The organism is Flavobacterium sp. CF136, from assembly GCF_000282055.1.
GTDB lineage: Bacteria > Bacteroidota > Bacteroidia > Flavobacteriales > Flavobacteriaceae > Flavobacterium.
Genome location: NZ_AKJZ01000101.1, coordinates 35880 through 51538, shown reverse-complemented (window position 1 = coordinate 51538; position 15659 = coordinate 35880). Strand labels below are relative to the sequence as shown.

Annotated in this window: 8 protein-coding genes; 1 reads left to right on the top strand and 7 read right to left on the bottom strand. The window is 34.6% G+C overall.

The window, feature by feature from the left end; all coding sequences use genetic code 11:
• Positions 1-347: 347 nt before the first annotated feature.
• Entirely contained in the window at positions 348-764 is a 417-nt protein-coding gene (locus tag PMI10_RS19810; RefSeq protein WP_007811073.1) for an acyl-CoA thioesterase, read from the top strand.
• A gap of 105 nt (positions 765-869) precedes the next feature.
• On the opposite strand, the gene PMI10_RS19805 is transcribed toward PMI10_RS19810, so the two are convergent.
• From PMI10_RS19805 to PMI10_RS19775, 7 genes are all read right to left on the bottom strand, one after another.
• Positions 870-1775, bottom strand: a complete 906-nt coding sequence (locus tag PMI10_RS19805) for a carbohydrate kinase family protein (RefSeq protein WP_007811072.1) — start codon at positions 1773-1775, stop codon at positions 870-872.
• A gap of 57 nt (positions 1776-1832) precedes the next feature.
• Complete coding sequence (locus PMI10_RS19800) at positions 1833-4049, bottom strand: alpha-galactosidase (protein ID WP_007811071.1); 2217 nt, start codon at positions 4047-4049, stop codon at positions 1833-1835.
• Positions 4050-4412: 363 nt separating this feature from the next.
• Positions 4413-6158, bottom strand: a complete 1746-nt coding sequence (locus tag PMI10_RS19795) for a RagB/SusD family nutrient uptake outer membrane protein (RefSeq protein ID WP_007811070.1) — start codon at positions 6156-6158, stop codon at positions 4413-4415.
• Positions 6159-6167: 9 nt separating this feature from the next.
• Entirely contained in the window at positions 6168-9317 is a 3150-nt protein-coding gene (locus PMI10_RS19790) for a SusC/RagA family TonB-linked outer membrane protein (RefSeq protein WP_007811069.1), read from the bottom strand.
• Positions 9318-9329: 12 nt separating this feature from the next.
• Positions 9330-10931 (bottom strand): glycoside hydrolase family 32 protein, encoded by a 1602-nt coding sequence (locus PMI10_RS19785; RefSeq protein ID WP_007811068.1) that lies wholly within the window; start codon positions 10929-10931, stop codon positions 9330-9332.
• A gap of 4 nt (positions 10932-10935) precedes the next feature.
• Positions 10936-12246 (bottom strand): sugar porter family MFS transporter, encoded by a 1311-nt coding sequence (locus PMI10_RS19780; RefSeq protein ID WP_007811067.1) that lies wholly within the window; start codon positions 12244-12246, stop codon positions 10936-10938.
• Positions 12247-12820: 574 nt separating this feature from the next.
• A complete protein-coding gene (locus PMI10_RS19775) occupies positions 12821-15559 on the bottom strand; it encodes a substrate-binding domain-containing protein (RefSeq protein WP_007811066.1) in 2739 nt (912 codons plus the stop codon).
• Positions 15560-15659 lie beyond the last annotated feature (100 nt).

Genomic DNA, 15659 nt, shown 5'->3' with positions numbered 1-15659 from the left:
ACTTCGAAAGGGCTTCGACTAAGTTTATCCTGAGCGAAGACGAACGGACTCTGCCTGACACTTATTTTAAATTACAACCAACGGGTTATGTCAAATATTTTTATAAAAACCCAATTTACACTTTTATAGTATAAAAACATCTATTTAAAATGTGAAAATTGCTCATATCACAGACGAATAAATTGCCGAAAAGTCAATAATTTATTCCTTTTATACCAATAGCATAAGAGCCTACCGCAAATAAGCTAAAGATTGTTCAATAAAGATAATATTATTTGGTGCATTTAGACTACAATAAGCTATAAAGAAGTACGTTTACCAATAGATTCGAATCTTAATTTAATAGTATGGAATATTCAAAAAATTATACTGCTGAAGACCAGCATATAGATGTGCAAAATATCATGGATGGCTTATATTACCCTTTTTATATGGAGTATTGCCGCCATGATTATATTAGAGAGGTACTGGGTTTTGATTTTGTAGAGCAGGCAAACAAAGGTATCTATATGGTTTTGTCTCAGTATAGTATTAAATTTATCCGGTCTTTAAAAAAGAATGATAATTTTGACGTTACTTGTTCTGTATTTACAGATGCTCAGGGCTTGCCTCGTCTGCATTTTAAACAATCTATAATAAAAGACGGAAAAATAATGGCTACGGCAGTATTTACAGGAACATGTGTTCCGGCAACTGGCGGAAGGCCCTACTTACCTGAAGAGATGCAAAAAAACCTAACTGATGCGCCATCATTAGAGATTTAATTGGCAAATTCAATCAATCGCCTTCAGTTTTCTTTTATTGATTGTTCTTAAAAAAAAGCCCTTAAACATTTAAAATTTAAGGGCAATTAAAAATATTTTAAGGAACTATACTTTTGTTTTTAACATCAAATTTTCAACTTTAGAATGCGGAATCTCGGGGTTGGCTCCCGGTGCTGCCGCAACTAAAGCTCCAACTGCACAAGCAAAATTGATAGCTGTTTGCGGTGCTTCTCCAGTAAGAAGTGATGTAATTAAAGTCGCTAAAAAAGAATCGCCTGCCCCTACTGTATCGGCAACTTTAACAGGGTATCCTCCATTTTCATACAGTTTTCCTTCCCATAATAATAATGCACCGTGTTTGCCTTTGGTTACGCACATAGCAGTTACTTTGGCTTTTTCTGCGATAAAATGCATATTATCTTCCAGACTCGTAAAAGGCGACTGCATAGCTGCCGCAATCTCTAATAATTCCTCATCATTGAACTTAATAAAATCAGCTGAATGCATTAATTGTTCCAGAATTGTATATGAATAATGAGGCTTTCTTAAATTGACATCAAAAACTTTATAGGCTTTTGTTTGCAATAATTCTTCCAAAGATTGTCTTGACACTTCATCTCTGCAAACCAGACTGCCGTAAATTAAAACATCAGCCTCTGCAACTAACTTTTCAGCCAAGTCATTCAATACAATTTTATCCCAGGCCGATGGGTAATTAATTTCATAACTTGCAGAACCACGTTCATTTAGTGTCACATTTACTAATCCGGTTGCAAAATTTTCTGTTTGCATTATAGCATTGGTTTCAAGTCCCAGGCTTTTCACCTGATTGATAATTGCTTCTCCATCTTTATCCTTTCCTACGCAGCTTATCACCGTGACTTCACAACCTAGTGTTTTCATTCGCAAAGCAACGTTTAGCGGAGCTCCTCCAATCTTTTTTTCGTTTCCAAAAACATCCCATAATACCTCTCCAAAGCAAACTGCTTTTAATTCTTTTTTATTCTTCATAATCTTAAAATTAAGAACATAACATTTGTTCTATAGATAATACAAATTACATTTTAATTATTTAACTTCACTAATCTCTAAAACGACACTTGTTCTCTGCAAAGTAACATTAGGATTAAAACCTGCCTTCATCAGGAAATCCCCAGTGAAAATCTTATCAGAAGAAAGTGTAGATACTACTCCGGGATATAAATTAATTTCTTTTACCGTATATTTTTTCTTCGGATCCAGGCCATTAAAAACTACCGGTCGTTTCGTTGCTGTAATACTAAATCTATTGTTTACCAAATAGTTAAAAACAATCGCTTTACTTTTATTTTCATTAACATACATCAATGCCGCAATATCATTTTCATGCGGATTTACCAATCGAAACATATTGCCATGCCACACGATATCTTTGAATGTGTTATAATTACTTATAGCCTGCTTACAAAATATTTTGTCATTGGCATCTAATTTGCCGGCTACAATATCAAATCCTAATTTACCCATACTGGCCACGTCTACCCTGAATTTCAGAGATTGTTTGCCCCAGTCGGTAACATGATTATCTATAGCTATAGAAGGAAAGAAATACGAATAATCCCATTGCAAAAATATGCGCTCTACAGGCTCGGTGTCATCACTCGGCCAAAACTCGGTGAAATATTTTAAAAACTCATAATCCCCACGACCACCGCCTCCGGAACATAACATCATGGGAACTTTTGGATATTTGGCTCGAATGCGCTGCAGTACTTTATACAATCCCTTCACATAATCTACATACAAATTAGACTGAGGGATTCCTTTTTTATTTAGATAAGCCGAATACGCATTATAAATAACCGCATTACAATCCCATTTGATGAACGCCAATTCGGGATTTTTCACAAACAAATCATCCACGATTCCAAAAACAAAATCCTGAACCTCGGGATTCGACAAATCTAACACCATCTGATTCCTGTAATAAATCTCAGGTCTTTCAGGTTGTCGTATTACCCAATCCAAATGTTTTTCATACAATTCACTTTTTGGATTTACCATCTCAGGCTCAATCCAGATACCAAATTTCACGCCTTCGGTTTTTGCTTCTTTAACCAAATAACCCAATCCACTTGGCAGTTTCTTCTTATTTTCCTGCCAGTCGCCTAATCCTGCATTGTCGTTATTTCGTGGATATTTATTACCAAACCACCCATCGTCCAATAAAAACATGTCGACACCCAAATCTTTAGCGTCTTTAAACAAGGCTTTAATTTTATTTTCATCAAAATTAAAATAGGTTGCCTCCCAATTGTTTAATAAGGTAAGACGTTCCCCCTGACCATCCAATATTCTGTATTTTCTGGCCCAATCGTGTAAATTTCTACTGGCTTCCCCTGTACCGTTATTCGATAAAGCATAAATTAAAGAAGGGGTTTTAAAAGTTTCGTTTGGAGCCAGCGCATATTCAGAAGCAAACGGGTTGATTCCCGCAATAAGACGAAGGTTTTTATGAGAATCAATTTCAAAATCCAATTTAAAATTACTGCTCCAGGCCAACTGTCCTAACATAACCGTTCCTTCATTTTCTGAAGCCGGTTTGCCAAATGAAACTATAAAATTGGGCGTTTGCAACAACATCGCCCTGGTTCCCAATTTAGAATCAATTGTTCGCATTCCCTGTAAAAGCTTGGTTTCTGCAGGTTGCATTTCTTTTAGATATTCTCCCTGAAAACTCGTGAGATAAAAATCTTTATTGGCAAAATATAAATTAGCAGATGCATATTTTTGCAAAACCACCGCCTTTTTCTCCTTGTGTTTTATTTCCGTCCATTGCTCGATTATATTTTCTTTTTCCCAAACTTTATAAAACAAAGTCACCTCAAACGGATAAACAGGATCCTTCAAAAGAATACTGGTAACCGAAGTATTGACATCTATTTTTTCTTTTTTATGACTCACATACTTCAATTCCAACGACGGATTCCCATCAGCATGTTTCACCTGAATGGCGGGCTCGGACAGATTCCAGGTCCCCGCAGGAGTATATGCCGAATTATAAATTCCAGCATTGGATTCATCATAATTATAATTGGCTGCAACAATCTTATACTCACTTTCATTTTCAAGCGGTTTGCCAAAATACACCGTTCTCAACCTATTGTTACTGTCGGTTTGCATTAACAGCACATTGTTTTCGGTGGCAATAGGAATGATTGTTTGTGCCGATGCATCAGCTATAACCAATATAAAACCACAAAAAAGCATGATTCTATTCAAATATCTTACCCGTTCCTTTTTCATGTATGTAAATTTTATTTTTTAGCGGTCATATAGGTTATCGCCTTTTTATTTATCAGTGTTTGCTTCACTGACTTAATATTTTTCATAGGTGTTCAGCGAATTTCATTTGCTTGCGTAAACTTGTTATTAATCGCGATTTCATTATTCCCGTTATTAAAATACAGTTTTTTTGAATATTTTTAATGCAAAATGTTTTTTATCTTACTTCAAGAATATATTGTAATTTGAACCAAAAGACCTTCTTAACAAAATACCTTCAACACTTATTTTAGATTCAAAATTAAGAAACAGCTAAGGGCAAGTACATACTCACCCTTAATCTGATTCAATCACTAATTTTTAAACAACCATTATTAACCTTATTTAATATTTAGGATTTTGCTTGTATAATCCTCCTGTAAAGTCTATTTCTCTTTGAGGTATTGGATAATATTCATCTCTGCCCGCTGTGAAATGAGCACTTGAAAGGAAACCTCTTTTTACTTTTTCAACAGCAAGATAAGCATTTAAAACCGGCTCAGCTTCACCCCATCTTACGAGGTCAAAAAAGCGAGGTCCTTCCATTCCAAACTCTAATCTTCTTTCAAATTTAAGCGCTTTCCAGGCATACGCTTTATCTGGAAATGAAAGATAAGGTTCTACTTTATATACATTTGAAGCACCTGCAGCTAATGGCATTGTTGTACTTGCTGCTGCTCTTGCTCTTATTTCATTAATAATAGGTAGTGCCTCGTTTTGTCTATTCAATTGAATTAAGGCTTCTGCCTTGAACAATAGTACGTCTGCATATCTAATAAAATCTACATTTTTTGAAGTCCCTACGAAAGGTCCGTTTTTAACGTAACAGGAACAGTCTGGCGATTGTTGCTCTTTCATATTACCAAAGAAACCATAAACTCCTGGATCTCTGGCCCAGCTAAAATTATAAACCATATCCCCTGCTGTTTTCAGCGTATTTTTATATTTAAATGGTCTTCCGGGAATCCCTACGGTATGATCAATTCTTGGGTCAAGTGTTACCCCGGGAGTTAATGATGATTTTCCATTAGCGTCTACAGCAGTATAAATATCTGAAGTATTAAAAGTATCCAATAATGGTAAGCCTGTAACAGCATCAGTTTTGAATGCATTGACCATATTTTGACTCGCTAAGTGAAAACCACAACATCCGTAAAGAGGTGTTCCATGAGGTGAATTCAATCCCGTTACAAAACTTACTCTTCCTGTATTAGTTCCATCATTGATAGAAAACTGAACAGCCCAAATAGATTCCGGTCCATTATCATGACCATCCAAGAAATTGAAACCAAAATCAGGCTCTAAACTTCCCTCTACCTCGTCAGCATAGGTGATTACTTCTAACAATCTTGCCGAATTTATACTTGTAACCTGATGGTCCGCATTTTGTTCATATGCCTGATACAATCTCAATTTTGCTAAATAAGCCGATGCAGCATTTTTATCAGCTCTACCCACTTGATCTTGTGAAGGAGGTAAATTATCATGTGCAAAAATAAAATCATCGGCAATTTTATTCCATAATGCATCAGAAGTTAAATCATTTGAAGTTTTCAAAATTTGCTCCTTAGAAAGATCTTCTGTAATAAACGGAACTTTATTAAATAATAACTTCAGCATAAAATAAGAATGCGCTCTTAAAAAACGTAATTCCGCCTGTCTGGTTTTCTTTAACGGATAGTCTGCATCCGGAATAGTATTGATTACAGATAGTGCAAAGTTAGCTCTGGAAATCGCTTTATAGTGATTTGTCCAGGTTCTGGGAAGCATCCAGTCACCATAATCAGCAATAGTAGTATTGTATTGTTCATAGGTATCAATCACATCAACATCTGATCGACCACCTCCACCTTTGTAGGCATCATCTGAACGGACACTACCATAAACCCATTGATTCGTTATTGGTCCAATCATTTCATCATTTCCAATTGCCGCATAGGCAGCAGTAACAAGAGCATCTGCATTTGCTAAAGTAGCAGCTTGATCTGGCGTTAATACTCCTTTAGGTTCATAATCTAAAAAATCTGAGCTACATGATGCCAAAAATAAAATTGACAAAAAGCTAATAACTATTTTATTATATTTTTTCATGGGAATTAATTAAAAGTTTAAGTTTACACCTAATGAGAATGTAGTAGGTACTGGTATTCTATTAATATTTGTACGTTCCGGATCAGAACCGATATATCCTTTTGGAGTAAACCAAAATAAGTTTTCCCCTTGGGCGTATAATCTACAACGAGTGATGAAACCAGTTTTTTCAGTTATACTTTCTGGTAGTGAATACCCGATTTGTATGTTTCTAACTTTGAAATAAGAATTGTTTCTTAAAAAATATTCTGACATCTGATTGTCATTATGTGCCAATGAAAGAGACGGAACATCAGTATCAGTATTTGTTGGTGTCCAGGCATTAAGTGTTCCCGGACCTGCATTTTCTCTTCCCTGAACAAAATTATTCCAATAAATATAAGGATCAACTCCTTTTCTTCCTGCTACTCCAGAACCAAAGATGGACATATCTATATTTTTATAAGCCAAACTAATATTAATACCATATTCTAATTTTGGTTGTGTTGAACCTATAAAAGTTCTGTCATCAGAATTGATAACTCCGTCATTATTGATATCCACATATTTAATACCTCCTAATCTGGAAGCTACCTGTGTAGCATGAGAATCAATATCTGCCTGCGATTGGAACAAACCATCTGTTTTATATCCAAAAACCTCAAACTGAGAATGACCAATGATAGAATTTAAGGCTGTTCCCGGATAAGCTGTTCTTACTTCTTCAGGTAATGCTGTTATTTTGTTTTTAGTCGCACCAAAGTTAGTAGTGACATTAAAATTCAATCCATTCTCTAAAGTATCTGAGTATCCTAAAACAAATTCCCATCCTTTATTTGAAGTTGATGCTCCATTCACAAAACGCTGTTGTCCTTCTCCTAAAACTGAAGCAACTGGTGGTTTAATTAATATCCCGTCTGTTTTTCTGGTAAAATAATCAAAAGAACCTGATAATTTGTTATCCAAAAAAGCAAAATCCAACCCAACGTTTATCTCTTTTGTAGATTCCCATTTCAATCCTGAATTGGCCGCTTGTATAGAAACAAAACCAGATGGCAAATTTCCTGTATTAACTCCACCCAAATCATAAGCCGTTCCTACATTATAATAAATATTAAAAAAATCAGGAATAAAAACATTCTGATTAGATCCATATCTGGCTTCATATAACCCTAAACTAGCATTATCACCAATGGATTGATTCCCCACTTCTCCATAACCCGCACGAAGTTTTAATGACGAAATTGCTTTTACATTTTTCAGAAAATTTTCATTGTTGATTTTCCATCCTACCGTTGCAGCCGGAAAAATACCATATCTGTTATCTGCTCCAAATCTTGACGAACCATCTCGTCTTATCGTAAAAGTTGCCAAATATTTATCAGAAAACGCATAATTTAATTTCCCAAACTGAGAAAGCAATCTGCTTCCTGTTGAAAGACCATTTGATGTTCTGGCTCCGGAAGCAGCCGATAAAACAAAATAAGATTCTGTTTCTACAGCAAAATTCTCTCCACGGGATAACAAACTATTAAAATCTGTTTTAACCGATTCCAGCCCCACTACAATACCAATTTTATGATTGGAAAGTTTTACATTATAACTTAAAGTATTGGATATCGTTAAGCTGGAATATTTGTTGGTATCATGAGTTAAGCTATTATTAGTTCTGTTAACTGATCCATTACTAACCGTTGGCTCAATGTCTTTTCTACTGTAATCATTAAAATCAATACCAATACTGTTTCTGTATGTAAGATTTTTTATTATATCAATTTCTGTAAAAATATTTCCATATAAAGAAACTCTCTTCGTATTATCCCATCTGTTTAAATACTGCATCAATAGAGGATTGTTTCTATCCGAATAACCTGATCCTAAAGGACCGCCATATCCACCGGAATTTGTATAAACAGGGATTGTTGGTGCTAATGAAATAGCCAGGGCAGGAACCGGAGAATTACCAACATCATTAGCCGCCAGTTTTTCATTAGATTGTGTAAACTGAGAATTAATACCAAATCGTACTTTATCATTAAACAATTTGAAATTAGCATTTAATCTTGCTGTATATCTTTCATAATTAGTATATTTTAACATACCACTATTATCCAAATACCCTAAATTCAACATGGCATTAGATTTATCACTACCTCCTGAAACAGACAAATCATTATTGATAACAAATCCTGTTTTATACACTACATCCTGCCAATCCGTATCTCCTGCCGGGACATTAGTATCTCCTCCTACAAAAGGCTTAACCGATACACTATTTAACACTGGATTACTCAAATTCTGATTCCAGTCAAAATTATAGATTTCGCCATATCCATCTTCTGGTTTCGCTCCATCATTAACTGAAGCTTGCCATAAAACTTTTCCACGATCCACTGCATTAAGCATATCATATCTTTGTTTTTTCTCTGACATAGAAGAAACACTGGTACTATAAGAAACAGTCATAGCTCCGCCTTTTGAGGCATTCTTTGTAGTTACTATAATAACTCCATTAGCTGCTCTGGAACCATAAATAGACGAAGCCGAAGCATCTTTTAATACCTGAACAGATTCTATTGCACTTGGGTTTAAACTGGCAAAAACTTCAGGCCTTACCGTAGGAACACCATCAATTACATACAAAGGATCAGTATTTCCTAAAGTACTTACCCCTCTGATTAAAATCTTGCTGCTAGCCCCACTGGGATCCCCTGATTTCTCAATAGACAAACCGGCAACCCTGCCTTGTAGAGCCTGCATAGCATTACCCGAACTCATACTTTGTCCGGCAATTGGCTTCATATCTACTACTGTAATAGCACCGGTTACATCCACTTTTCTCTCCTTGGAATACCCTATCACAACAACTTCTGTTAATTGTGATAATTCTGGTTTTAAAACAACATTTATGGTTTCTTTTCCATTTACCGGGATGCTTTGGCTTGTAAAACCTGCATAGCTAAATATTAAAGTAGCATTTATATCTACTTTATTAAGTGTAAAACGACCATCAAAATCTGTCGCTGTTCCATTGTTCGTACCTGATACTATAATATTCGCACCAGGAAGTGACAACCCATCTTCAGATGAAGTCACTATTCCCTTGATAGTTATGTTTTGGGCCGATAAAGAAAAAAAGGAGCCCATAAAAATTAAATAGAGAATGATTTTTCGTTTCATAATTTAGTTAGTTTAGTTAAAGTTTAATTGGTTAATTGTTAAGTTTTCGATGGTGAACTCGAAATTTTCTTTGGTAACAGCAAATGTTTCCATTGGTTTTTCAGGAAAAAATATTTCGGTCATAACTGTTTCTCCATTATTATAAAAGACTTCAATTGATGTTTTATCAACGATAACCCTTACGTCAATTTTATCAAAATCCTTTGTAAAGGGCGCTTTAGAAATTTGCTTTGCAAAAACATCAGAAAAAGACAAATCCCCTGATTCTCTTCTATCGATAAAAAAGTAATTCTCCTTTTTATTGATCCCGAAGCTTATAGTATTTTTAAAACCATTGGAAAATGAAAATGTATAAACATCTTTCTTCAAGTTCTTCAAAGTAAACTGAATGTCTAACTTTGTTAAATCAACCAGCGATTTATCAATTAAGACTGTTTTTTTATCCTTGATAATAAGTGTTTCTTTTTTTATGGTCTTTGCCACATAATTTTGTAATTCTCTAACCGGCAGGGAAGAAATTCTATAATGATTATCCTCTTTAATCAGTTTTAATTCTCTTGCCATAGTCATACTGCTTCTCCATTTTTGAGTTGGAACTTTTTGGGCATAATTCCAATTGGACATCCAGCCCATAAACAACTTTCTACCATCGGTTTCTGAAATATTAGACCAGGTAACCCCTGCATAATTATCTCTTCCGTAATCTATCCATAACCCTTTTTGCTGATTTATATCTTTAGAAAAAGATTCATCCAGCTTAAAAGTCTTACCGTCAAAATCTCCCACAAAATATTGCGTAGCCGAGCCTCCATTTGGGCCTCCCGGATTGATACTCAATAAAAGCACCCATTTGTATTCATCCGAACCTTCTACCAGCATCGGGAAAAAATCAGGACATTCCCAAACACCTCCGTGAGCTCCAATATTTTTACCAAAATCAGAAAGCAATTCCCAATCTTTTAGGTTTTTTGAACCATAAAACATTGTTTTATCTCCAGCGGCCAAAACCATCAGCCATTGTTTATGAATATTATCCCAAGTCATTTTTGGATCTCTAAAATCCTTCATACTAGGAAACTCAATCACTGGATTACTCTTATACTTAGTCCAGGTCAAGCCTTCGTTTAATGAATAAGCAATTCCCTGAGATTGTACTCCCGGTGCTTTAGCTTTCTCCTTCTCAGGGTTATGATAAGTAAACATCGCTACGATTGGCGGATTTTTCAGACTTCCAAAACCGGAAGTATTTTGCAAATCAACTACTGCACTTCCTGAAAAAATATATCCTTTTTCATCGGGGTAAATGGCGATTGGTTTTTCTGTCCAGGTCACCATATCGGTGCTTATCGCATGCCCCCAATGCATAGGTCCCCAAACAGTTGAATCCGGATAATGTTGAAAATAAAGATGGTAATAACCATTGTAATAGAACATACCGTTGGGATCGTTCATCCAGGCTTTTTTAGGTGTAAAATGAAAGTTTGGCCTGTACAGTTCTTCATTCGAATACTCTTTTTTATCTATTAATGAGGACTGTTTACAACTCAACAACATACTTAACGTTACTACACATAAAAGCAATTCGAGAAATTCTTTTTTTAATACTTTTTTCATGTTTTTAATCTTTGATTAATTTTTTACTTAATACTTCTAAAGAAATCCCTTTGGTTTCCGGCATCATAAAAGCTACAAACAGTAATTGCAGCACCATCATCAATGTAAAAATTAAGAATACGACTTCCGGGCCAATTTCAGAAAACAGCATCGGGATTAAAGACGGAATAATTGCTGCCAAAACCCAATGTACTGAACTTCCAAAAGCCTGTCCTGAAGCACGAATGTGATTTGGAAAAATTTCTGAAATAAAAACCCAGATAACGGCTCCCTGACCAATTGCATGTGAAGCAATGAACATGAAAAGAAATATGGGTACTGATAATCCTCCCCAATCGTAATAAAAAGAAGCAGAAACTAATCCCAGGGAAATAATATATCCGACTGAACCAATGTACATTAACAACTTTCTTCCTAATTTGTCAATTAATGCTACTCCGATTAAAGTAAATATAAGATTGGTAATCCCGATTCCGATACTGCTCAATAAAGCGGTGTTTTGTCCTAAACCTGCTTCTTCAAAAATTCTGGGTGCATAATATAAAAAGGCATTGATTCCTGAAAACTGATTAAAAAAGGCAATTAAAAAAGCCAGCATTAACGGAAAGCGATATTTTTTCATGAAAATATTTTCATGTCTGGTAACACCATTTTCCCTCGAATCATCCATGATGTCTTTGAGGTCTGCAGACGGATCAATTTTAAACAGCACTTTGCGTGCTTCCTCATCGCGATTTTTAGATAATAACCATCTCGGGCTTTCCGGAATTGTTAGTATAAAAAGAATATAAATAACAGAAGGAATTGCCTGCACTCCTATCATCCAGCGCCATGCATTTTCTCCGATATCTTTTAAAAAGTAATTGGATATAAAGGCAATTAAAATTCCCAGCACAATATTAAACTGATACAAGGCTACTAATCGTCCGCGCTTATCCGCAGGGGCAATTTCCGAAACATAAGCCGGGGCAGCAATGGTTGAAGCACCAACTCCTAAACCTCCTATAAACCTGAAGGCGGCAAAAACATAAGGATCGTTTGCAAAAGCTGCACCTATAGCAGAAATGAAATATAAAATCCCAATCCAGAACAGTGTCTTTTTACGACCTATCTTATTAGTTGGAATTCCTCCAAAAATAGCACCTACAACTGTTCCCCAAAGTGCCATTGCCATAACAACAGATCCATGAAAAGCATCAGATGAATGCCAGAGAAGCTGTAATTGTTTATCAGCTCCAGAAATAACTACGGTATCAAAACCGAAAAGAAAACCTGCCAGTGCAGCAGTAACAGACCAAATCAATATCTTATTCATTGCAGATGTATTAAAAACTTACCGCTAAGATATCCGCAAAAAAACCAACTTATTTTTAATGATGTTACAATTTAATTCTATAATTATTGATAGTTTGATATTTAACACGCAAAACCTTTATTGACAAGGCTTTTACGGGAATCAAAATTTATTTACGAAAACCGTGTAGTTTCGATTTTGTTACATTAGGTATAAAATTGATACCTGATTTTCTTGAAAAAAGAACAAAGCAACAAAGGCATTGAGATTCTAAGTTGCTAAAAACTATAAGTTCAGAAGATTTTAGGTTAAATTTTAAGTCCTGTTTCTCTTTTTTTGAATTGCTACCAGTTTCATCTCAATGTCATTAAGTTAAGGGATATTGTCGTCAGTTCGAGTGTTTTCTTAAAAAAATGCGATAGCTCTTTTTTAAGAAAATGTATCGAGAACCTTAATATTAGAAAGCTTCCCGATACAATTTTTAATCATAAAGCTATCGCATTATTATTAAAAATCACTCGAATTGACGTTAACTTAATGACATTGTTCTTCAGTTGGAGGTAATTCAAAATCTTCTAATCTCTCAAGATTCTAACTAATTTGTAGATTTGTATTCCTTTGGTGAAATTCCAAATTTATTCTTAAAAGCTGTAGAAAAGTAGTTTGGAGAAGAGAATCCAAGTGAGTATGCAATTTCAGAAATATTCATCTCATTTGACTTTAAAAGCTCTGCAGCTTTCTCCAATTTTACATTATTAATATGATCACTGATATTAATTCCGATAATCGCTTTTACCTTTCGATACAACTGAACTCTCGAAACATTTAGTTTATCGGCTAAATCTTCAACAGAGAATTTAGGATTATCAACATTCATTTTTATGAAATCGTTCATTTTGGTAATGAAAGATTGTTCCTGATTGCCAAATTTCGATTCAGGTTCTATGCGATAAATATTATTGGTGTAATAATAACGAAGCTTTTCCCGGTTGAAAAGTAAACCGGAGATAGATTGTTTTAAAATAGAAAGGCTAAAAGGCTTCGTAAGATATTGATCAACACCACTCTGTAATCCTTTTAAAACAGATTCCTTATTGCTTTGTGCCGTTAAAATAATAATCGGAATATGTGAAGTACGTAAATCTTTCTTCAATTCTTTGCTGATTTCATAGCCATCTTTGTCTACCAAATTAAGATCACAAATAATGATATCGGGGACAATTTCCATTGCTTTTTCAATAGCATCACTTCCATCAGAGGTATGAACCGCATATTCGTTAGATAATTTAGCTTTCAGAAATGTAACCAGATCATTATTATCTTCGATAACCAAAAGAGAGTGTTTTTCTGATTCAGAAATTTCATTTACTTCTTTAAAATCATACTCTATCTCTAAATTATCTGTTATTAAATTTGGAATCAGGTTTTGGTTCTCCGCTTTATTTATAATTTCTGAAGGTTGTAAATGACTGTTTCCTTTTAATAAAGTAATCACAAACTCACTCCCTTGTTTTGATTTTAGTTCGATTGTTCCATGATGCAAAAGCACAAATTCTTTAGACAAATGAAGCCCGATTCCCGAGCTGTTTTTATTGTTATTTGAAGCTCTGAAAAATGGATTAAAAACATTAGACAGCTCATTTTCAGGGATTCCGATTCCAGAATCCTTAAAACTTATTTTAATCGTATTATCTTGATTTTCAACAACCAAAATATTTATTTTTCCATTGTCCGGTGTAAATTTAAAGGCGTTGGAAAGCAAATTAAAATAAACTTTATCCATTAACCCCCTGTCAATAAACAACTCCAGGTTTTTATTTTTACAAGTAAGCTGAAAATCAATATTCCTGCGGGCAGCTTCACCTTTAAAATTGGTCATTACTTCGTTCGTAAAATCATATATTTTGGTATTTGAAGCTCTTAACGTGAATTTTTGCTCTTCAATTTTTCTAAAATCCAGCAACTGATTTATTAATCGTAACAATCTGTCAGAATTTTTATGAATCAGTTTTACTTCATCAATAAGTGCAGTTCCTTTAATTTTTTCGTTTTCAATTAAAGACTCTACATAACTCATAATCAATGTTATTGGAGTTTTGAATTCATGCGAAAGTCCGGTAAAGAAATTCAATTTGGCTTCATTGCTTCTCTCTGCAATTTTAGCCATTTCCTGAATTTCATTGTTTTGGTCAATTACTGTTTGATTAATCTTTTCGAGTTGTTTTTTCTTTCTTGAAATAGAAATAGTCGAATAAATACTGTAAATCGTCAAACTTAAAATAATCACCAGGAAAAAACTCAGCAGCCTAACCAGATTGTTCTGCGAAGCATATTCTCTTTCCTGCACTTTTATTGCTCCTTGTTGTGATTCAATAACCACTTGCTGCTGATCAACCTTATCCATTTGGTTTTCGATAATTTCAGCATTATTCTGATCGATAATAATGGTATTCAGGATATTATTTTTGGAAATTGGTTCTTTATTATACATTTTTAAGGCCAGTTTCAATGCTTCATTTCCTCCGGTTGGATATAAAATGGTTGCATCTAAAACACCATTTTTCACCAATTCGATACCACCATTAACGGTATTTAATCCATCAACACCAATAAATTTAATTTTCTTTTCTAATCCTAATGTCTTTGCGGTTTCCCATGCACTTAATGCCATGCGGTCGTTATGGGCAAAAATGTATTCAATATCCGGATTTTGCAAAAGAATTGTTTTGAGCGGTCCTTTAACCGACTCTTTTTCCCAGTCACCATGAATGATATTCCCGACTTTGAAACGCTTGTTTTCATTGATTATCTGATCAAATCCAAGACTGCGCTCATATGCCGGAGATGAGCCATTTGCTCCGGTGATTTCAATAATTTTACCAGAACCTTTACTGTGCGAAATAATATATCGGGCTGCAATTCTGCCAATTTCAATATTATCGGCTCCCAGATAAGCGGTGTAGTTTTCGCCATCAATTTTTCTGTCCACCACAAGAACCGGAATTCCTGCTTTTATCGATTTTTCGACAACTGCAGTCAAAGGTTTAGATTGAATTGGAGATACAATTATAACATCCACCTTATTAGCTATAAATCTTTCAATATCTTCAATCTGCTTCTTGATATTGTTGTTGGCATCACTAACTTTTAAATCAACTTCTGGTCGTAACGAAGCTTCAATTTTTATAGAGCTGTTCATTTGTTTACGCCAATCATCCGTAGTCATAGCCTGAGAAAATCCAACTTTTATTTTCTCTCCTTGTTTTTGTCTGCAGGAAACTAAACTTAATGATGCTAAAAATAGCAGTAAAATATATTTTACAAATGGGTACATGAAATTATGATTTTATGTAAATAAAAATGAATTCTTAAAAATACCTTCTCGAACCGACAACTTGTCTAAATAATTAGGAAGGATTATTTTGTAATGACAA